This is a genomic window from Citrobacter sp. Awk 2 (genome assembly GCF_028069815.1).
GTDB lineage: Bacteria > Pseudomonadota > Gammaproteobacteria > Enterobacterales > Enterobacteriaceae > Citrobacter.
Map to the genome: position 1 here is coordinate 15,291 of NZ_JANEWL010000022.1, position 20,170 is coordinate 35,460.

General features: G+C 52.0%; 18 protein-coding genes. 3 read left to right on the top strand and 15 right to left on the bottom strand.

Annotated features, from left to right (window positions below; genetic code table 11):
- From pabC to yceD, 9 genes are all read right to left on the bottom strand, one after another.
- Positions 1-810 carry an aminodeoxychorismate lyase gene (gene pabC / locus NNO02_RS08300; RefSeq protein WP_271441742.1) on the bottom strand — a complete coding sequence of 270 codons (810 nt, stop codon included), beginning with the start codon at positions 808-810 and terminating at the stop codon, positions 1-3.
- Positions 811-940: 130 nt separating this feature from the next.
- Positions 941-2,182: a beta-ketoacyl-ACP synthase II gene (gene fabF, locus NNO02_RS08305; protein WP_005129014.1), complete on the bottom strand. Its 1,242-nt coding sequence runs from the start codon at positions 2,180-2,182 to the stop codon at positions 941-943.
- An 86-nt stretch (positions 2,183-2,268) separates the two neighbouring features.
- Positions 2,269-2,505: an acyl carrier protein gene (gene acpP / locus NNO02_RS08310; protein WP_000103754.1), complete on the bottom strand. Its 237-nt coding sequence runs from the start codon at positions 2,503-2,505 to the stop codon at positions 2,269-2,271.
- Positions 2,506-2,660: 155 nt separating this feature from the next.
- A complete protein-coding gene (gene fabG, locus NNO02_RS08315; protein ID WP_003036255.1) occupies positions 2,661-3,395 on the bottom strand; it encodes a 3-oxoacyl-ACP reductase FabG in 735 nt (244 codons plus the stop codon).
- 12 nt (positions 3,396-3,407) lie between these two features.
- The gene (gene fabD / locus NNO02_RS08320; RefSeq protein ID WP_271441741.1) at positions 3,408-4,337 is read right to left on the bottom strand and encodes an ACP S-malonyltransferase; all 930 of its coding nucleotides are present in this window, start codon (positions 4,335-4,337) and stop codon (positions 3,408-3,410) included.
- Between the two features lie 15 nt (positions 4,338-4,352).
- Positions 4,353-5,306 carry a beta-ketoacyl-ACP synthase III gene (fabH, locus tag NNO02_RS08325; RefSeq protein WP_271441740.1) on the bottom strand — a complete coding sequence of 318 codons (954 nt, stop codon included), beginning with the start codon at positions 5,304-5,306 and terminating at the stop codon, positions 4,353-4,355.
- A gap of 78 nt (positions 5,307-5,384) precedes the next feature.
- Positions 5,385-6,464, bottom strand: a complete 1,080-nt coding sequence (gene plsX / locus NNO02_RS08330; protein WP_271454560.1) for a phosphate acyltransferase PlsX — start codon at positions 6,462-6,464, stop codon at positions 5,385-5,387.
- 122 nt (positions 6,465-6,586) lie between these two features.
- Positions 6,587-6,760 carry a 50S ribosomal protein L32 gene (gene rpmF / locus NNO02_RS08335; protein ID WP_003036242.1) on the bottom strand — a complete coding sequence of 58 codons (174 nt, stop codon included), beginning with the start codon at positions 6,758-6,760 and terminating at the stop codon, positions 6,587-6,589.
- A gap of 16 nt (positions 6,761-6,776) precedes the next feature.
- The gene (yceD, locus tag NNO02_RS08340; protein WP_003036239.1) at positions 6,777-7,298 is read right to left on the bottom strand and encodes a 23S rRNA accumulation protein YceD; all 522 of its coding nucleotides are present in this window, start codon (positions 7,296-7,298) and stop codon (positions 6,777-6,779) included.
- A 197-nt stretch (positions 7,299-7,495) separates the two neighbouring features.
- Here yceD and NNO02_RS08345 point away from each other — a divergent pair, with 197 nt between their 5' ends.
- Positions 7,496-8,080 (top strand): Maf family protein, encoded by a 585-nt coding sequence (locus NNO02_RS08345; RefSeq protein WP_271441738.1) that lies wholly within the window; start codon positions 7,496-7,498, stop codon positions 8,078-8,080.
- Positions 8,081-8,162: 82 nt separating this feature from the next.
- On the opposite strand, the gene rluC is transcribed toward NNO02_RS08345, so the two are convergent.
- Positions 8,163-9,116 carry a 23S rRNA pseudouridine(955/2504/2580) synthase RluC gene (gene rluC, locus NNO02_RS08350; protein ID WP_170974373.1) on the bottom strand — a complete coding sequence of 318 codons (954 nt, stop codon included), beginning with the start codon at positions 9,114-9,116 and terminating at the stop codon, positions 8,163-8,165.
- A 698-nt stretch (positions 9,117-9,814) separates the two neighbouring features.
- Between rluC and rne the strand changes: the two genes are divergently transcribed.
- On the top strand, positions 9,815-13,057 hold the full coding sequence (gene rne, locus NNO02_RS08355) for a ribonuclease E (RefSeq protein ID WP_271454561.1): 3,243 nt from the start codon (positions 9,815-9,817) through the stop codon (positions 13,055-13,057).
- 41 nt (positions 13,058-13,098) lie between these two features.
- Here rne and NNO02_RS08360 read toward each other — a convergent pair whose 3' ends face one another.
- Complete coding sequence (locus NNO02_RS08360) at positions 13,099-14,034, bottom strand: LysR family transcriptional regulator (protein WP_271441735.1); 936 nt, start codon at positions 14,032-14,034, stop codon at positions 13,099-13,101.
- 111 nt (positions 14,035-14,145) lie between these two features.
- Here NNO02_RS08360 and NNO02_RS08365 point away from each other — a divergent pair, with 111 nt between their 5' ends.
- Positions 14,146-15,345 carry an MFS transporter gene (locus NNO02_RS08365; protein WP_271454562.1) on the top strand — a complete coding sequence of 400 codons (1,200 nt, stop codon included), beginning with the start codon at positions 14,146-14,148 and terminating at the stop codon, positions 15,343-15,345.
- Between the two features lie 78 nt (positions 15,346-15,423).
- Here the strand turns inward: NNO02_RS08365 and flgL are convergent, their stop codons facing one another.
- From flgL to NNO02_RS08385, 4 genes are all read right to left on the bottom strand, one after another.
- Complete coding sequence (gene flgL, locus NNO02_RS08370; protein WP_271441733.1) at positions 15,424-16,377, bottom strand: flagellar hook-associated protein FlgL; 954 nt, start codon at positions 16,375-16,377, stop codon at positions 15,424-15,426.
- A 14-nt stretch (positions 16,378-16,391) separates the two neighbouring features.
- On the bottom strand, positions 16,392-18,050 hold the full coding sequence (gene flgK / locus NNO02_RS08375; RefSeq protein WP_271441732.1) for a flagellar hook-associated protein FlgK: 1,659 nt from the start codon (positions 18,048-18,050) through the stop codon (positions 16,392-16,394).
- Positions 18,051-18,114: 64 nt separating this feature from the next.
- Positions 18,115-19,065: a flagellar assembly peptidoglycan hydrolase FlgJ gene (flgJ, locus tag NNO02_RS08380; RefSeq protein ID WP_121584801.1), complete on the bottom strand. Its 951-nt coding sequence runs from the start codon at positions 19,063-19,065 to the stop codon at positions 18,115-18,117.
- Complete coding sequence (locus NNO02_RS08385; RefSeq protein ID WP_137383046.1) at positions 19,065-20,141, bottom strand: flagellar basal body P-ring protein FlgI; 1,077 nt, start codon at positions 20,139-20,141, stop codon at positions 19,065-19,067. The genes flgJ and NNO02_RS08385 overlap by 1 nt, the downstream gene beginning before the upstream one ends.
- Between the last annotated feature and the right edge of the window lie 29 nt (positions 20,142-20,170).

Genomic DNA, 20,170 nt, shown 5'->3' on the forward strand with positions numbered 1-20,170 from the left:
CTAATTTGGGTGCTCACAAAGTGGGGCTAAAAAATTGAATAACAAACGTGAAGACAACGGCCTGTCATCACAGGTACGCACGGGGAGAACAGGCATTAATGCATTGCAGACGACGATTTCTTCAGCCTGCATAACCTCCTCCAACCCGGCATACACTTCGACAACCCTGAAAGGCGATTGTGCCAGCATACGTATACAGAATTGTCGCATAATGCCATTCACACCAGCCTGATCCAGCCGCGGCGTATAAACCACGTCGTCTTTTCGCCAGAACAAATTAGCCGCACAGCATTCCGTAACCCATCCCTCGCTGTCAAGCACCAGCGCTTCATCGGCATCCGTCTGTTCAAGATGAGAGCGGATCAGCACCTGCTCCAGCCGATTCAGATGTTTAAGCCCGGCAAGCATCGGATTGCGTCCCAGACGAACAGGACTTAACGCCAGCACGATGCCTTGCTTTCGCCAGCTATCATAATGTGCAGGGTAAACAGAAACGGAGAGGATACGAGTCGGCTCAAGACAGCTTGCCCCACTGTAACCACGACCGCCACTGCCACGACTGATAATCACTTTCAGTACGCCACGTGCATGGCCTGCAGCCAGTTTTTCCATTTCAGCTTGCAGTTCTGACCACTTATCGAAGGGGATAAACAATGCTTGGCATGCGTCCTGTAAACGCTGGAGATGCGCTGCAAAAAAACAAATTTTGCCGTCGGTAATACGCGCAGTGGTAAAGCATCCATCACCAAACTGCGTCGCCCGATCGCTGGCAGCCAGCATTTCCTGCTCACGGCCATTAATTAAGAACATAGTGGCTCCTTATTCGTGGTCCGCTAGTTTGGCAGGATGAGTCACCCAGGACAAGGACTGAAAATTGAATAAAAAAAGGCCCGACAAGCGGGCCTTTTCTCTTAGAGCCTGGTAGGTCACCTTCTGGTGTTTAGATCTTTTTGAAGATCACAGAACCGTTGGTGCCACCGAAGCCGAAGGAGTTGCACAGTGCATATTCCATACCGCTAACCTGACGCGCCTCGTGCGGAACGAAGTCCAGGTCACAACCTTCATCCGGGTTATCCAGGTTGATGGTTGGCGGAACTGCCTGATCGCGCAGCGCCAGAATAGAGAAAATAGACTCTACCGCGCCCGCAGCACCCAACAGGTGTCCGGTCATGGATTTGGTTGAACTGACCATCACGCTACGTGCAGCATCACCAAACACCGATTTCACGGCCTGGGTTTCTGCTTTATCACCTGCTGGTGTGGACGTACCATGCGCATTGACATAGCCAATACGTCCAGGTTCAATCGCCGCATCACGCAGTGCATTGACCATCGCCAGTGCAGCACCTGCACCGTTTTCCGGAGGTGATGTCATATGGTAAGCATCGCTGCTCATACCAAAGCCAACCACTTCAGCATAGATTTTTGCGCCACGTGCTTTCGCATGCTCGTACTCTTCGAGTACCACCATACCTGCGCCGTCGCCCAGCACAAAACCGTCACGCTCTTTGTCCCACGGACGGCTTGCCGCTTGCGGGTTATCGTTACGCGTAGACAGCGCACGTGCTGCGCCAAAGCCACCCACACCCAGCGGCGTACTGGCTTTTTCTGCTCCACCCGCAACCATCGCGTCTGCATCGCCGTATGCAATGATACGCGCGGCATGACCGATGTTGTGCACGCCTGAAGTACAGGCCGTGGCGATGGAGATGCTTGGCCCTTGCAGGCCGTACATGATGGTCAGATGACCCGCCACCATGTTAACAATCGTCGACGGAACGAAGAACGGGCTGATCTTACGCGGTCCACCATTTACCAGAGAGGTATGGTTTTCTTCGATAAGACCGAGACCGCCAATACCGGAGCCGATAGCGGCGCCAACACGGTGAGCGTTCTCTTCCGTAATTTCGAGGCCAGAATCCTGCATGGCCTGAACGCCAGCGACAATTCCATATTGAATGAAGGCATCCATCTTGCGCTGTTCTTTGCGCGAGATAATGTCGTCACAGTTAAAATCCTTTACTAAGCCAGCAAATTTCGTTGCATAGGCGCTAGTATCGAAATGGTCGATCAGGCTGATGCCACTCTGACCGGCAAGGAGAGCTTTCCAGGTAGACTCTACGGTATTGCCGACAGGAGACAACATGCCCAGTCCGGTCACAACTACACGACGCTTAGACACGGTTGTCCTCCAGGGAGGGAAAAATAATTCAAGTGGGAAAAAAAGATAAAACTCAGGCGGTCGAATGACCGCCTGGAGATGTTCACTTACGCCTGGTGGCCGTTGATGTAATCAATGGCAGCCTGAACGGTAGTGATTTTCTCAGCTTCTTCGTCCGGAATCTCAGTATCAAACTCTTCTTCCAGAGCCATTACCAGCTCAACGGTGTCAAGAGAATCCGCGCCCAGGTCTTCAACGAAGGAAGCATTGTTGGTAACTTCTTCCTGCTTAACGCCAAGCTGTTCGCCGATAATTTTCTTAACGCGTTCTTCGATAGTGCTCATACTCTTAAATTTCCTATCAAAACTCGCTTTCGCGATGGTTTTCGTAGTGTATAAAATGTTGAAAAATTTGCAACTAAATCCCGGCAGGTCTTACCACGATTTTACGTTATTTTGAGGCCATTCGCCCTAATAACGCAAATATTTTTCAATCGTGGTTAAACCATGTACATCCCGCCGTTGACGTGCAAAGTCTCACCAGTGATGTAACTTGCTTCGTCGGAAGCTAAAAATGCAACCGCGCTGGCGATTTCCTGAGCGCCACCAAGGCGACCCGCAGGAACCTGCGCCAGAATACCCGCACGCTGATCATCAGACAGCGCACGCGTCATGTCCGTTTCAATAAAGCCCGGAGCAACAACGTTTACAGTAATACCACGGGACGCGACTTCACGCGCCAGTGATTTACTGAAGCCAATCAGACCCGCTTTCGCCGCAGCGTAGTTAGCCTGACCCGCATTTCCCATGGTACCAACCACAGAACCGATAGTGATAATACGACCATGACGCTTTTTCATCATAGCTCGCATTACCGCTTTTGACAGACGGAAAACAGATGACAGGTTGGTTTCGATGATATCGTTCCACTCGTCATCTTTCATGCGCATTAACAGGTTATCACGAGTAATCCCGGCATTATTGACCAGGATATCGACTTCACCAAATTCTGCACGAATATTTTCCAGAACAGATTCGATAGATGCAGGATCGGTCACATTCAACATCAGACCTTTACCATTTGCACCTAAGTAATCGCTAATGGCCTGCGCGCCGCTTTCGCTTGTTGCAGTACCGATCACTTTCGCGCCACGGGCAACGAGTGTCTCAGCAATTGCGCGGCCAATGCCACGGCTTGCACCGGTAACCAGCGCGATTTTTCCTTCAAAACTCATGGTTTTCCTCTTTTATTGCTCTAGCGCCGCAGACAACGCCGCCGGCTCATTCAGTGCCGAAGCAGTCAGGGTGTCAACAATACGTTTCGTCAAACCGGTGAGGACTTTACCCGGACCGACTTCATACAGGTGCTCTACGCCCTGAGATGCCATAAATTCAACGGTCTTAGTCCACTGAACCGGGCTGTAAAGCTGACGAACCAACGCATCGCGAATGGCATCGGCGGTGGTTTCGCACTTCACGTCAACGTTGTTCACAACGGAAACAGTCGGCGTGTTAAAGGTAATTTTCTGCAGTTCAATAGCCAGTTTCTCGGCTGCAGGCTTCATTAGCGCGCAGTGAGATGGAACACTCACTGGCAGCGGTAACGCACGCTTAGCACCAGCAGCTTTACAGGCCACGCCTGCACGCTCTACAGCTTCTTTGTGCCCAGCGATAACTACCTGACCCGGTGAGTTAAAGTTTACCGGTGAAACCACCTGACCTTCAGCAGACTCTTCGCACGCTTTCGCGATAGCGGCATCATCCAGACCGATGATAGCAGACATGCCACCTGTGCCTTCCGGAACAGCTTCCTGCATAAATTTGCCGCGCAGTTCAACCAGGCGCACGGCATCAGCAAAATTGATAACACCTGCACACACCAGCGCAGAGTATTCACCCAGACTGTGACCCGCCATCAGCGCAGGCGTTTTACCACCCTGCTGCTGCCATACGCGATACAACGCGACAGATGCCGTCAACAGTGCTGGCTGCGTCTGCCAGGTTTTATTCAGTTCTTCTGCCGGACCTTGTTGAGTCAGAGCCCAAAGATCATAGCCCAGCGCCGCTGAAGCTTCAGCAAAAGTTTCTTCAACAATTGGGTAGCTTGCTGCCATATCCGACAACATTCCAACGGTTTGAGAACCCTGACCTGGGAACACAAATGCAAATTGCGTCATGTTAAAATCCTTATACTAGAAACGAACCAGCGCGGAGCCCCAGGTGAATCCACCTCCGAAGGCTTCAAGCAATACCAACTGCCCTGCTTTAATTCGCCCGTCGCGGACGGCTTCGTCCAACGCGCACGGTACGGAAGCAGCTGACGTATTGCCGTGTCTGTCCAGCGTGACGACGACATTATCCATCGACATACCCAGCTTTTTCGCTGTCGCGCTGATAATGCGAAGGTTTGCCTGATGTGGCACCAGCCAGTCCAGCGCAGAACGGTCGAGATTATTTGCTTCCAGCGTTTCATCAACGATATGAGCAAGTTCGGTAACCGCAACTTTAAATACTTCGTTACCCGCCATCGTCAGGTGAATCGGGTTTTCCGGATTCACGCGATCGGCATTTGGCAGCGTCAGCAGTTCGCCATAGCTACCATCAGCATGCAGATGGGTGGAGATAATACCCGGCTCTTCTGATGCGCTCAGTACAACCGCACCGGCGCCATCACCAAAAATAATGATTGTCCCGCGATCGGTTGGATCACACGTGCGCGCCAGCACATCCGATCCGACAACCAGCGCATGTTTGACCGCGCCAGATTTTACATACTGATCGGCAACGCTAAGTGCATAGGTAAAACCAGCACAGGCTGCTGCAACATCAAACGCTGGACAGCCTTTGATCCCCAGCATACTTTGGATCTGGCACGCCGCGCTTGGAAATGCGTGGGTTGATGACGTGGTAGCAACCACAATCAGACCAATTTGCTCTTTGTCGATGCCAGCCATTTCAAGTGCACGGTTAGCGGCAGCAAAGCCCATCGTCGCAACTGTTTCATTTGGCCCAGCAATATGGCGCTCGCGGATACCTGTACGAGTGACGATCCACTCATCAGACGTCTCGACCATTTTTTCCAAATCGGCGTTAGTACGCACTTGTTCAGGCAGATAGCTGCCAGTACCAATAATCTTCGTATACATGTACGCTCAGTCACTTTTTGGTTATATACCGCCACGAGCAAATCACTGGTACGTTGACAGCACCCTCAGCCGGCACTGTTACCTGTGCACTCGTGAGTTGATACTTTCGCCACCGTCCAGCAGTTCGAATCCAGCTGGGTATACAGATTCCAGGCGAGCGGCAATTCGCTGAGGAACTTGTCGCTGCACCGCCTGCACTGCCTGTTCAATCGCGACTTCAAATGCTCGCTGATTGGCAGCACCATGACTCTTAATCACCGTGCCGCGCAATCCTAACAGACAGGCGCCATTATACTGGTCGGGGTTGAGGTGACTAAATCGCCTTGTCAGGCTTTTTTGTAACCAACGTTTTAATAACAGCAGCCACCACGACCGTTTTTTGCCCTCACCCTGAGATTTCAGCAGTGAAAGGAACATTCTGACAACACCTTCCATCGTCTTTAATGTGACATTACCTGTAAAGCCGTCGCAGACCAACACATCAGTTTTGCCAGTCAGCAACTCATTGGCTTCAAGATAGCCGATATAATTAATGGAAGGGATTGTTTTTAGCACAGCAGAAGCATCCCGAATACTGTCGAGACCCTTAGTTTCTTCTTCACCGATATTGAGTAACGCAACGCGAGGATTGGCAATCCCAACCACCTCTTCTGCCAACACGGAACCCATGACGGCAAATTGCACCAACATCGTACTGTCGCAATCCACGTTGGCACCCAAGTCCAGTACCACCGTTTTGCCCTTTTGCTGATGCGGTAAAACCGTGACCAGCGCAGGACGCTCAATACCCTCAAGGGGTTTGAGCAAGAGTTTCGCAAGCCCCATTAGTGCGCCCGTATTACCAGCGCTGACACAGGCTTGCGCTCGACCTTCTTTCACGAGCTCCAGGGCGACACGCATTGAGCTTCCACGACTGGCGCGGATTGCTTGCGAGGGCCGGGCATCACTGGCAATAACTGACTGAGCAGGGATAATCTGCAGACGTGAACGTTGTTCGAAGTCAGCTTTGGCAAGTAATGGCGTGATTGTATCGGGATCCCCGACTAAAAGAAGAGTGAGTTGCAAATTAGAATTCAGTGCCTGCAATGCTGCAGGCACTGTCACGGTAGGGCCAAAATCTCCCCCCATGACATCTAACGCCAGGGTTAGACGTGTCAAGGTATCGTCGCTGCCCGGTTAGGTATTTCCCCAGTTACCCGGGGAAAGCCTCACTAAGCTTCATCACGCGTGTGCTCTCTGTCTTTCTCACCGAAGTGGGAAATCCATTGAGCCATGCGTGATTACTTAGCGATTACCTTACGGCCACGGTAGAAACCGTCGGCAGTGATGTGGTGACGCAGGTGTTGTTCACCAGAAGTTTTGTCTACAGACAGGCTGGTGACTGCGGTCAGAGCGTCATGAGAACGACGCATGCCACGTTTGGAACGGGTTGGTTTATTCTGTTGTACGGCCATGGACCTTACTCCTCAATTACTTACGCTTTAAGCTGGCTAATACGGCAAATGGGTTTGGTTTTTGCGCTTCATCAGGCAATTCGCCAAAGACCATGTCCGCCTCGGACACTTCACAGTGTTCAGAATCATGCACCGGAACTACCGGCAAGGAGAGGATAATCTCATCTTCAACCATTGCAAGCAGATCGATTTCACCGAATTCGTTTACCTCAATCGGCTCATACGCTTCCGGGAGTGCTTCAGCCTGCTCGTCAGAACGGACAGGACTAAAACAATATGTTGTGTGAACATGAAGTGGGAACGGTTTCCCGCAACGCTGACACTCGAGCGTGACCGAAACCTTCGCATCACCGGTTATAACGGCAAGGCGCTGGTTATCGATAGCGAACGACATGGAGCATTCCACATCACTGTCCACACTGACTACAGAATCGGCGACGCGCTCAACCAGATCAGAAGTATAGATACCTTCATAATCGAGGCGTTTTTGAGCCGTACGAACCGGATCAAGAGTCAGGGGTAATTTTACCTTTTGCATAGGGCGCGCATATTAACTTTGTAACGTCATATAGTCAAAGAAAAAGGCAGCCTGTGGTTGCCTTTTGCCAATAATTCGCACACATTGCGGGTCATCGACTTAAAATCGATCACGACAAGCCATCGCAGCCAGCTTGAAGGACGAAGTCCATAGTTTAAAATGGCTCTCATCATTACGCTATATGCGGGGGAAAAAATATGCCTCAACTTATTCTTGCGTCCACCTCTCCCTGGCGTCGCGCTTTGCTCGAAAAATTGGCCATCCCGTTTGAATGCGCAGCCCCAGAGGTTGATGAAACCCCCTTACCTGGCGAAACACCTCGGCATTTAGTGTTACGCCTGGCACAGGAAAAAGCGCAATCCCTTGCCCATCGGTTTCCATCACATTTGATAATCGGGTCTGATCAAATTTGTGTTCTTGATGGCGAAATAACCGGTAAGCCATTAACAGAAGAAAATGCCAGACGACAATTAACCAAAGCCAGTGGAAATATTGTCACTTTTTACACAGGACTGGCGCTTTATAATTCAGCTAACGGTCATCTACAAACCGAAGTTGAACCGTTCGACGTCCATTTCCGCCATTTAAGTGAAATGGAAATTGAAGATTACGTGCGTAAAGAACGCCCGTTACATTGCGCAGGTAGCTTTAAAAGTGAAGGATTAGGTATAGCGCTCTTTGAGCGTCTGGAGGGCCGCGACCCTAACACACTGATTGGCTTGCCGCTGATCGCGTTGTGTCAGATGCTGCGCCGGGAAGACATGAACCCGTTAAAAGCCTAGTTAATCTGCCTGATGGCGACGCGGTGCGTCTTATCAGGCCTACGGCGCATTGCGCGGTTGTAGGCCTGATAAGCAACGCGTATCAGGCTTTGCTGCGCAATACCTCAAGGCAGCGTTTCAGCTGATTATCCATCGGCGCTTCAATACGCATAACCTCACCCGTACCGGGATGAGTAAACTTCAGCGCAGCAGCATGCAGGAACAGCCGGTTCAACCCCGTACCCGCCAGTTGCTTATCAAACTCACGGTCACCATAGCGGTCATCAAAAGCAATCGGATGCCCGGCAAATTGCGTATGAACACGGATCTGGTGAGTACGACCGGTTACCGGGCTACAGCGTACCAGCGTGGCAAACGCATAGCGCTCTTCCACTTTAAAACGGGTTTCCGACGGTTTCCCTTCCTGATTCACCCGCACGATACGCTCACCGCTTTGCAGAATGTTCTTTAGCAAAGGTGCCTGCACAGTTTTGACATGCGATTGCCACTGACCCCTTACCAGCGCCAGGTAGTCTTTTTGCATCCCTTTTTCACGCAATTGTTCATGCAGTGAACGCAGCGCCGAGCGCTTTTTGGCGACCAGCAACACACCGGAGGTATCACGGTCCAAACGATGCACCAGTTCAAGGAAACGCGCTTCCGGACGTAAGGCGCGTAAACCTTCGATCACCCCAAAGCTTAATCCGCTGCCACCATGAACGGCAGTGCCAGAAGGTTTGTTAAGCACCAGAATATGGTCATCTTCATACAAAATGACATCAGTCAGCGCAGCGACCTTCTGCAAATTCGGAGAAATCGCTTCTTCTTCACGCTCAGCGACACGCACAGGCGGAATACGCACAATATCCCCGTCTTCGAGTTTGTACTCGGGTTTGATGCGTTTTTTATTCACCCGCACTTCGCCTTTACGCAAAATGCGATAAATCATACTTTTCGGCACGCCTTTGAGCTGGGTGCGCAAAAAGTTGTCGATGCGTTGCCCTGCTTCATCGGCAGTAATGGCAACTATTTTTACGGCTGGAGTCTCTGTTTTCATGGGGGCCGATTTTAAATAGCCATCAAGATTCGCGCCACACATTTTTCTATGCTTATATTAACTGCTATACCCTATTACTTAAGTTTGACATAACCGATTTGGTGGTTATTAAAGCAATCACCAGGCGGAAGTGTAAAAACTGTGAGTAACCGGGTGATAAATGGCAAAAGTCATCTTGCTATAACAAGGTTAGCAGTGGAATAATGAGCTTGTTTCCGTGTTGAATCTTGTTAAAACAAGAACTTTTCCGGAATGACCCAATTTTGCCCGACCGATCATCAACGCAGCAATGGCGTAAGACGTATTGATCTTTCAGGCAGTTAGCGGGCTGCGGGTTGCAGTCCTTACCGGTAAGTGCTCTATGGATTTCGCGTTGTAGGAAGGCGGCAAGTCTGGAATTCCCAGCAGCTTACTCCCGTAAGTAGCTGGGGTGAGAAGATGAAGCCAACGCACCAACAGCGTGAAAGACGACAAGCACAATGGAAGCTTCTCTGGAGAGTAATACCCAGACTGTTCCCCTGATAATTGCGCTGTGTTTCCGTATGAAATACAGGCAACCGACACTCTGCGCCTCTTTGAGCTGACGATAACCGTGAGGTTGGCGACGCGAATAGACACGAGGCCATCGGTTCACACCCGGAAAGGCATTTCTCTGCCCGCAGCTTAGTCGTCAATGTAAGAATAATGAGTAAGTTACGATGAAAAGAATGTTAATTAACGCGACTCAGCAGGAAGAGTTGCGTGTCGCCCTTGTAGATGGGCAACGTCTGTACGATCTGGATATCGAAAGTCCTGGACACGAGCAGAAAAAAGCCAACATCTATAAAGGTAAAATTACCCGTATTGAACCGAGTCTGGAAGCTGCTTTCGTTGATTACGGCGCTGAACGTCACGGTTTCCTCCCGTTAAAAGAAATTGCCCGCGAATATTTTCCTGCAAACTACAGTTCCCATGGCCGTCCCAACATTAAAGATGTGTTGCGTGAAGGTCAGGAAGTTATCGTTCAGATAGATAAAGAAGAGCGCGGAAATAAAGGCGCAGCACTGACAACCTTTATCAGTCTGGCAGGCAGCTATCTCGTTTTGATGCCAAACAACCCGCGTGCGGGCGGCATCTCTCGTCGCATTGAAGGCGACGACCGTACCGAATTAAAAGAAGCGCTGGCAAGCCTTGAACTGCCTGATGGCATGGGGCTTATCGTACGTACCGCGGGTGTCGGCAAATCCGCCGAGGCGCTGCAGTGGGACCTGAGCTTCCGTCTGAAACACTGGGAAGCCATTCAAAAAGCGGCTGAAAGCCGCCCTGCTCCGTTCCTGATCCACCAGGAAAGCAACGTCATCGTTCGTGCTTTCCGTGACTATTTACGTCAGGATATTGGTGAAATCCTTATCGATAACCCGAAAGTGATGGAGATGGCGCGTCAGCACATCGCCGCGCTGGGCCGTCCTGATTTCAGCAGCAAAATCAAACTGTACACTGGCGAAATCCCGCTATTCAGCCACTACCAAATTGAATCCCAGATTGAATCTGCCTTCCAACGTGAAGTGCGTCTGCCTTCCGGCGGGTCAATCGTTATCGACAGCACTGAAGCGCTGACTGCTATCGATATCAACTCCGCACGCGCAACCCGCGGCGGTGATATTGAAGAAACGGCGTTTAACACCAACCTCGAAGCTGCCGATGAAATTGCACGTCAGTTGCGTCTGCGTGACCTTGGCGGCCTGATCGTCATCGACTTTATCGATATGACCCCGGTTCGCCACCAGCGTGCGGTAGAAAACCGTCTGCGTGAAGCCGTTCGCCAAGACAGAGCGCGTATTCAGATCAGCCATATTTCTCGCTTCGGTCTGCTGGAAATGTCCCGTCAGCGTCTGAGCCCGTCCCTGGGTGAATCCAGTCACCACGTCTGCCCGCGTTGCTCCGGCACCGGTACCGTGCGTGACAACGAATCGCTGTCGCTCTCCATTCTGCGTCTGATCGAAGAAGAAGCGCTGAAAGAGAATACCCAGGAAGTTCACGCGATCGTCCCGGTACCCATTGCGTCTTATCTGCTCAACGAAAAACGTACTGCAGTCAATGCCATTGAGACGCGTCAGAATGGTGTGCGCTGTGTGATCGTGCCAAACGATCAGATGGAAACGCCGCACTATTCCGTACTGCGTGTACGCAAAGGGGAAGAGACGCCAACCCTGAGCTATCTGCTGCCGAAACTGCACGAAGAAGCAATGGCATTACCGACGGAAGAAGAATACGTCGAGCGTAAGCAACCTGAGCAACCGGCACTTGCAACGTTTGCGATGCCTGATGTTCCGCCTGCCCCGGCGCTACAAGAACCTGTTGCTAAACCTTCCGTTGCGCCAAAAGTTGCCGCAACAACTGCCGCAACAGCCGCACAGCCTGGTTTGATTAGCCGTTTCTTCGGCGCGCTGAAGTCTATCTTTAGTGGCAGCGAAGAAGTGAAACCAGTGGAGCAACCTGCACCGAAAGCCGAAGAAAAGACTGAACGCCAGCAGGATCGTCGTAAGCCGCGCCAAAACAATCGTCGCGACCGCAACGAACGCCGTGATAACCGCGACAACCGTGGCGATCGTGACAACCGCAACGAACGTTCTGAAAATGGCGAAAACCGCGATGAAAATCGTCGTAACCGTCGTCAGGCGCAACAGCAGAATGCTGAAACTCGTGACAACCGCCAGCAATCCAGCGATGTTGCAGATAAAGCGAAATCCGGCGACGAGCAGCAGGCTCCACGTCGCGAGCGCAACCGCCGTCGCAACGATGATAAGCGTCAGGCGCAGCAGGAAGTTAAAGAGCTGAACCTGGCTGAACAGCCTGCACAGGATTCCGAGCAGGAAGAACGCGTGCGTCAGCCGCAGACTCGTCGTAAACAGCGTCAGTTGAATCAGAAAGTTCGATTCACCGACAGTGCGCCGGTTGAAGCCGAAGTGGCCACTGCAGCTATTGTTGCTGAAACCGCCGTTGCTCAACCTGTTGAACAGCCCGCTCCGGTTCAACGTACCGAACTGGCTAAAGTCGATTTACCAGCAGTCGTTGCACCAGAGCAAGAAGACAACAACGAAGCACGAGATAACAACGGTATGCCTCGTCGCTCGCGTCGTTCTCCTCGCCATCTGCGTGTAAGCGGGCAGCGTCGTCGTCGCTATCGTGACGAACGTTATCCGGTTCAGTCGCCGATGCCGTTAACGGTCGCCTGTGCTTCTCCTGAATTAGCATCCGGCAAAGTCTGGATTAGCTACCCTGTTGCCCGTACTCAGGACATGCAGGTTGAAGAACAGCGCGAACAGAAACTGGATCAGGAACAAAACACGCCTGTGGCAGTAGAGCCTCAAGTCGCTGCTGCTGTCGTTGAGCACATTGCGGATGTCCCTGTACAGGAAAACGTCGTGCAGCCTGATGTTAGCGTAGAGGAAACGCAGACTGTTGTGGCTGAAACAGCACATCCGGAAGTGATTGCCGCTCCGGTTGCTGAACAACCGCAGATTATCGCCGTCGCTGATGCACCTGTTGCCGAAGAGATTGCCGCACAAGCTGAGCCTGTTGCTGAAGTTGCACAAAAAGCAGTAGCCGAAGAGCCTGTTGAAACCGTGGCTTCCCAGCCAGAAGTGGTTGAAGAGGTTATCGAGGTTGCGCCAGTTGTTGAGACGGCCCCCATTGTTGAAGCACCGAAAGATGTGATTAGTGCCGTAGCGCCAGCCACAGTGGCCGAAGTTGCGACAGCCAGTGTGGACGCAGAACTGATTCACAGCCATGCGACCGCACCGATGACTCGTGCACCAGCACCGGAATATGTACCAGAAGCGCCGCGTCATAGCGACTGGCAGCGTCCTGCTTTTGCCTTTGAGGGTAAAGGTGCGGCAGGCGGACACAGTGCCAGCCATCAGGCAACCGCGCCAGCAACACGCCCGCAGCCTGTTGAGTAAATCATAAGCAATGAAAAAGCCGACCTCTGGGTCGGCTTTTTTTATACGTCGTGAACGCCCCTCATCCCCGTTACCTGTGGCATAACCTCTTTCATTAATGCCAGAAATTTGCGCAAGCGGGTTGGGTAATAACGAGCCCAGGGATAAACCAAATGCACAGGCAATGACGCCGCATGCCAGTCAGGTAATAGCGTAATCAATCTTCCACAGGCGATATCGTCTTCAACCATCCAGCTTGAGACAAGGGTAATCCCCAGCCCCGCAAGTGCAGCATTTCTGGCGACGTAAATACTGTCGGTACTTAATCTGGGAGAAATATTCAGCGTGATAGCTTCTTTACGCCTGTGGTGAAGTAACGACACGTTGTGCTGATAAAATGTATTTACCGCGATCCAGGGCAGCGCCGATAACTGTTCAGGGTGAGTCAAAATCCCAAATTGCGCGAGAAGCTCGGGACTTGCCACCATACTTCGCGGGACTTCAGCTAACAATACCGAAACCGTTGCCGGATCGACCTCAGCCCCAACCCGGATAGCGCAGTCGATATTGTCGCTGAGAAAATCAACGGTCTTATCATTCAGCATCCACTCAACGGATAACTGTGGATAGCGGGAAAGGAATTGCAGAAGCGGTTCAAGGAGTTGCTGTTGGCCGAACGCATGCGGTGCCCGAACCCGCAACGTCCCCACTGGCTCATCCTCCGTGACGTTCAACCCGTCCTCCAGCGCCAGCCAGGCGTCGATAATGTGTTTGGCGTGCTGATACCCCCGTTCACCATCATCAGTCAGTTTCATTGCATGGGTGGTACGCATAATCAGCTTAACGCCCAACAGCGTCTCAAGGGATTGCAGTCGTCGACTGACGGTTGCCTGAGTGGTGCCCATTTGCTTTGCCGCCGCTGAAAGCGAACCAGCCTCAACGATGCGCACAAACGTGCGCATCAACTCCACCCTATCTATACGTTCAGTTTTTATCATTTAGTCATTATTCATACGTGTAGCGTATAACTGTTTTACCACTGCGCTCGCTACCGTGCCACCGGTTGAAGGATAAAAATAGCCGCACATCCCGTGATTGAGGAATCATTTGTGAACACACACACCGCACTTTCCCGTTGGGTTATTTTTGTTCTGGCACTGGGCGCTGGGTTCAGCGTTGCAGCAATCTATTATGCCCAGCCTCTTTTACCATTAATGGGCCAGGACCTGGCCTTAAGCATCACCGGCATGGGTCTGGTGCCAACGCTCACCCAGGCAGGATACGCACTGGGCATTTTATTTTTGTTGCCGTTGGGCGACCGTTATGACCGTCGGACATTAATCCTGCTAAAAAGCGTCTCTCTTGCCGCACTGCTGTTGGCCTGCAGTTTTACCGGGCAGCTACATTCGCTACTGCTGGTTAGCTTAATGATGGGAATGGCAGCGACCATGGCTCAGGATATCGTGCCGGCCGCAGCCATCCTGGCGCCTGAAGGCAAACAGGGAAAAACGGTGGGTACCGTCATGACAGGTCTTCTGCTGGGGATCTTACTCTCACGGACCATCAGCGGGCTGGTAGGTGAAGCCTATGGCTGGCGGGAAATGTATCAACTTGCCGCCGTCAGTATTGCCGTGATTACCGTGCTGATGTGGAAAATGCTGCCCCGCTTTGCGGTCCATTCCACGCTGAGTTATCCGGCATTAATGCTGTCCATGGCGCAACTGTGGCGACGTTATCCTCCACTGCGCCGGGCGGCGTGGGCACAGGGTTTCCTGTCTGTTGCCTTCAGTGCCTTCTGGTCAACACTGGCGGTTATGCTCTCTGAACATTACCACATGGGCAGTGCGATGGCGGGAGCATTTGGTATTGCAGGGGCAGCCGGAGCGCTGGCAGCCCCAATGGCAGGTCATCTGGCAGATAAAGTAGGTGCCGGACGGGTAACACAGTTGGGTGCGCTGTTAGTCACGCTTTCTTTTGCACTTATGTTCTTGCTTCCAGCCCTGCCAATACAGGGGCAGTGGCTGCTGATTGCCCTGTCGGCGATAGGCTTTGATCTCGGGCTGCAATCCAGCCTGGTCGCCCACCAAAACCTGGTTTATAGCCTGGAGCCTCAGGCAAGAGGTCGTCTGAATGCGTTGCTATTTACCATGGTGTTTATCGGCATGGCGCTGGGTTCCGTACTCGGAAGTCAGGTCTATGCGCTGGCAAACTGGGAAGGCGTGGTGATGCTGGCCACTTTCTGCGGTGTTGTTGCACTGGTAATTAGACTGACCGGTAAATTGCCTGTTAGCCAGACAACTGCAGCCTAAAAAAATGCCCGCTCCGGGGTGTATGTGGAGCGGGCAGACAAACATATCCAGTTTCATGATATGTTTCAAAAAGGGTCGTTACCGGTTGAGCTGGAACAGTGACATTCCCTGCATATCGGTAAACGTTTTATACGATGCCTGTAGCGCAGCCTGCTGCATAACATACGAAGAAATCGCCGCATTCCAGTCAACGTCAACCAGATTGCTCATCTGCTGGGTTTGGCCTAATGCGCGATCGGCACCCAGTGAATCAAGCGAGCTTAATTCACTAAGCTGCGTACCTAGTTCTGCACGGACGCTCAACACATTATTGAGTGAATTCTTTAAACCACGGTTGGTTTTATCAATGGCAGCAGCGGCGGTAGCTTTTGCCACGTCATCACCCTCAATAGGGGTTTTGAGCGCATCAATAGCAGTATCCAGCATTTTAAACAGGTTCTTTTCCTGAGTACCGCCACCCGGTTCCGGCACGGCATTGCTGGTGACGTTGGCAAACACCTTATCCCCAGTATGACCAATAACCATAGTGCGCGAAGCATCGACCTGTTGGGTAACGTTTGTTGTACCGCCACTGTAAGCGCCATCTGCCTGGGCAAACGGTGCCGATTCAGTTTTATATCCACCGAAAATATAGCGACCATTACCGTCGGTACTATTTGCCAGGTTCATCAGCTGATCGCGAATCCCCTGCAGATCGGTGGCCAGCGATGCACGGTCGTCATCGCTTAACGTTCCGTTCCCGGCATAAACAATTTTTTCCTGCGCAGCCTGAATTGCCGTCGTCACCTGGCTCAATACGTTCTCTTCCAGCGAGACTTTTTGCGTTGCAAACGAGCGTGCCAGCGTATATTGCGTGTTCTGTGCCTGAGCCTGCGAAAGGACCACGGCCTGTGATGCGGCAATCGGATCGTCAGACGGGTTGTTCACGCGTTTCCCCGTTGACATCTGCTCGCCAAATTTCATCCATTCAGCCTGAGAGTTGGTGATGCCGCGCATGTTCTGCTGGTACATCATCTGAGTACTGATACGCATTGAGTTCCTCTCCCTTAGCGAATATTCAGCAGTGCATCAAAGAGCGAATTCGCCGTTTGCAGCACCTGAGCGTTGGCCAGGTAATACTGCTGATAACGCTGCAAATTCCCGTACTCTTCGTCGAGGTTAACCCCGGAAATAGACTGTTGCTGATTTGAAAGCTGCGTGACCACATTGTTTTGCGTGGTGCTGCTGGTTTTTAAGGTCGCCGTTTTGTTGCCGACATCGCTCACCAGCGTAGCGTAAGCATCGTTAAAGGTTTTATTCCCGATGGTTGCCTTGGTTTGCAGATCCAGCAGTTTCTGGCCGTTACGGTTATCGCTTTTTCCTTTATCAACATTGGGATCAGCGTCATTTTTGGACACTTCAGCCATGGCGATTTTCGACTCATCGGTCACCGCCACTTTCATATTAATAATGGCGTCCCCCACGGGTTTCACCGTAAAGCTGTCATTTGCCACCGCACCATTTTTGACGGTGATTTCCAGCCCATCAAACGACATTTTTCCGCCAGTGACCGTCGGCTTAAAGCTGGTATTGTCAGCCAGACGGGTCACCTGCCAGTCAGTACCATCAAACGTAATTTTATAGTCTGTGGCTTGTACCGACGAGCTATCCGTCATTTTTACATCAAGCGCACCGGTCCCTTTATTCTTCGTATTGCTAAGGACTGCCGGGCCACCAATATCGAAAAAGTTTTTGCCCGGGTCGCCGTTGGCATCAAAACCTTCTTTGTGCTGCGTGTTAAACGCATCAGCAAAAGCGAGAGCCAACTGACCAAGGGTATTACGCGTTTGGTCGAGTTCCTGCGAACGGAACGTCAACAGCCCGCCCAGCGAACCGGTCGTGATCAACTTTTCCGGGATGGCAACTTCTCCGGCCACACCGTCAACATAAGCGACAGTCGTGCGAGAGGGATCATCGCTGGAAGGTACAGCGGCCAGTTGGCGAGCATTGCTGCCTTGCACCAGCGAATAGCCATTCGCCATGGTCACGTTATAGGTGCCGCCGTCCTGAATACTGACTTCCACGCCGACAATCTTGTTCAGCTCACTCACCAGTTGATCGCGCTGATCGAGCAGATCGTTAGGTGATGCACCCGCGCCAACGCCCGTCAAACGGGAGATTTGGTCGTTAAGGCTGGCAATTTGCTTCGAATAGTTGTTGATTTGATCGACGCTGGCTTTAATCGCAATATTGACCTGCTTATCCTGATCGCGCAGATATTGGTCCGTCGTTCTGAACTGATTGACTAAGCCATCAGCTTTACCGATAAGTGCCTGACGTGCCGCCGGATCTTCTGCGTTACTCACCAACGTCTGCAGACTGGTAAAGAAACCCTGCATCGACGTTGAGATCGAACTGGTTTTGCTGGCGAGCAGGTTGTCGATTTTTGACATTTGCTCATAACGTGTCGTCAGACCGCTGCTCTGGTTCTGCGCCGCACGTAACTGATTAGTGATAAATGAGTCATACTCACGCTGTACGCCAGAAACATAAACACCATTGCCGACCCAGCCCCCCGCACCCAGCGTGCTGTTCGCTTGCGCCATAATTGTCGTTTGTCGGGTATATCCGGCAACGTTATAGCTGGAGATGTTATTACTGGCAGTGTTCAACGCGGCCTGCGCTGCGCTGAGTCCACTCATCGCGTTATTAATCAAGCTGGACATGGAGGTTCCTTGTAATCCTTCAATACTCGGTATTATCGGCAGCAGGTCAGCAGACTTGAGCTATTTAAAAGAGATTATCGAGATTCGTGCTGTAGGTTTTACTCACCTTTTCGCTCATCGATTTTAGCTGCTGGATCATGCTGGTTAATTTACGCGCATAGTTAGGGTCAGTGGCGTAACCGGCATTCTGCAATGCCTGGGCACCCTGCTCAGCGGTCGCAGCACCGGTCACCGCGGCGTAACGCGGATTGCGAGATATCAGACCGACATAATCCGACAGTGCTTCAAGATAGGAGCTATAAACACGGAATTTCGCTTTCACTTTTTTCGCCTCACCGTTTTCGTATTCGGTGGTGGTGATTTCAGTGGTCGGCCCTTTCCAGCTTCCCGAGGCTTTTACCCCAAAAATGTTAAAGCTCGGCTCGCCGTTCTCCCGTCGAATTTGTCGTTGCCCCCACCCGGACTCCAGCGCAGCCTGCGCCAGAATCAGATGATGAGGAACCCCACTCTGTTGACTGGCCAGTTTTGCTGGCAACGAAAGTTGAGCGAGGAAGTCTTTGCTGTCACCCGACAGCGGCTCATCATTGCTTTCTGTGGTTCTGGGCATCGCTTTACGCACCAGTTGCGTCAGCGTCTGATTTTGATAGCTGGTCACCGTTTCCAGCGAGAACTTCATCGGCACCTGCGGCGCATCATCCGCAGGTTGCCCCTGACCTTGCGTCATCTGCTTGACCATCATTTCTGCCAGTCCCAGTCCTTTTCCTGCCGTCATCTGCTGGGCGATCTGTTGGTCATACATGCTGGTGTATAAACGCGTGGAGTCGCTGCTAAACACACCGTCTTTGGGTAGCGCCTCGCGCATGCTTTTCAACATCATCTGCACGAACATCCCTTCAACCTGGCGGGCGACCGGGCGGATATTGGCCGCCGGGTCCTGACCCGCTTTCGCTTTCAGTTCGTTCAGTGATTGTGCATCCCAGGCTGCGCTGGTCAGCAGTTTGCTATCACCAATCATCAGATGATTTCCAGTTTGGCGCGCAGACAACCTGCACTTTGCATGGACTGCAGGATAGACATCAGATCCATCGGTGTTGCCCCCAGCGCATTCAATGCTCGTACGACGTTGTTCAGGTTGGCACTGGAACGAACGCTCTGCAACGAACCACCGCTCTGGCGCAGATCAATCTGCGTTTGTGGCGTCACCACGGTTTGTCCACCACCAAACGGCGTATCCGGCTGGCTGACATTCGCCTGGCGGTTAACCGTAATCGACAGGTTGCCTTGTGCTACAGCGCAACTATCCAGCGTCACTTCACGGTTCATTACCACCGATCCCGTACGGGAGTTAATAATCACCTTCGCGTCCTGCGGTGTGACGTTCACTTCCATATTCTGGATATCCGCGAGGAAACGTACCTGCGAGCTATTACCACTCGGGACACGTACCTGGATAGTGCGTGCATCCAGCGCAGTCGCACTGCCAAATCCGCGAGAACGGTTAATGGTGTCGGTTATCTGCTGTGCCATGGTGAAATCTTCATTATTCAGCTGCAGATTAATGGTATTACCACCCCCAAACTGGGTAGGCAACTCGCGTTCAATAATGGCACCGTTGGTGATACGTCCACCATTGAGCTGGTTCACCTGGACACTACTTCCACCCGCTGCGGCACCTGCACCACCGACCAGAATATTCCCCTGCGCCAACGCATATACCTGGCTATCGACCCCTTTCAGCGGCGTCATCAGCAACGTCCCGCCACGCAGGCTTTTGGCGTTCCCCATTGAAGAGACCACCACATCGATGGTTTGTCCCTGACGGCCAAACGCCGGGAATGACGCAGTCACCATCACCGCCGCCACGTTTTTCAACTGCATATTGGTGCCCGTCGGCACGGTGATCCCCAGCTGAGAGAGCATGTTATTCAGCGTTTGCGTGGTAAACGGTGTCTGGGTAGTCTGGTCACCCGTACCGTCCAGCCCCACCACCAGCCCGTAGCCTATCAGCGAGTTTTCACGCACTCCCTGAACACTGGTCAGATCACGAATGCGATCGGCATGCGCAAAGGTGGTAGCCAGGACCAGGACCATTCCAACAAGAGTTTTAAACACTGGATACC

What these genes read in the sequence shown, in the direction of transcription:
- pabC (WP_271441742.1), bottom strand. Translation starts at nt 810, where the DNA reads ATGTTCTTAATTAATGGCCGTGAGCAGGAAATGCTGGCTGCCAGCGAT.
- acpP (WP_000103754.1), bottom strand. Translation starts at nt 2,505, where the DNA reads ATGAGCACTATCGAAGAACGCGTTAAGAAAATTATCGGCGAACAGCTT.
- fabG (WP_003036255.1), bottom strand. Translation starts at nt 3,395, where the DNA reads ATGAGTTTTGAAGGAAAAATCGCGCTGGTTACCGGTGCAAGCCGTGGC.
- fabD (WP_271441741.1), bottom strand. Translation starts at nt 4,337, where the DNA reads ATGACGCAATTTGCATTTGTGTTCCCAGGTCAGGGTTCTCAAACCGTT.
- fabH (WP_271441740.1), bottom strand. Translation starts at nt 5,306, where the DNA reads ATGTATACGAAGATTATTGGTACTGGCAGCTATCTGCCTGAACAAGTG.
- rpmF (WP_003036242.1), bottom strand. Translation starts at nt 6,760, where the DNA reads ATGGCCGTACAACAGAATAAACCAACCCGTTCCAAACGTGGCATGCGT.
- yceD (WP_003036239.1), bottom strand. Translation starts at nt 7,298, where the DNA reads ATGCAAAAGGTAAAATTACCCCTGACTCTTGATCCGGTTCGTACGGCT.
- NNO02_RS08345 (WP_271441738.1), top strand. Translation starts at nt 7,496, where the DNA reads ATGCCTCAACTTATTCTTGCGTCCACCTCTCCCTGGCGTCGCGCTTTG.
- rluC (WP_170974373.1), bottom strand. Translation starts at nt 9,116, where the DNA reads ATGAAAACAGAGACTCCAGCCGTAAAAATAGTTGCCATTACTGCCGAT.
- rne (WP_271454561.1), top strand. Translation starts at nt 9,815, where the DNA reads ATGAAAAGAATGTTAATTAACGCGACTCAGCAGGAAGAGTTGCGTGTC.
- NNO02_RS08360 (WP_271441735.1), bottom strand. Translation starts at nt 14,034, where the DNA reads ATGATAAAAACTGAACGTATAGATAGGGTGGAGTTGATGCGCACGTTT.
- flgL (WP_271441733.1), bottom strand. Translation starts at nt 16,377, where the DNA reads ATGCGTATCAGTACTCAGATGATGTACCAGCAGAACATGCGCGGCATC.
- flgK (WP_271441732.1), bottom strand. Translation starts at nt 18,050, where the DNA reads ATGTCCAGCTTGATTAATAACGCGATGAGTGGACTCAGCGCAGCGCAG.
- flgJ (WP_121584801.1), bottom strand. Translation starts at nt 19,065, where the DNA reads ATGATTGGTGATAGCAAACTGCTGACCAGCGCAGCCTGGGATGCACAA.
- NNO02_RS08385 (WP_137383046.1), bottom strand. Translation starts at nt 20,141, where the DNA reads ATGGTCCTGGTCCTGGCTACCACCTTTGCGCATGCCGATCGCATTCGT.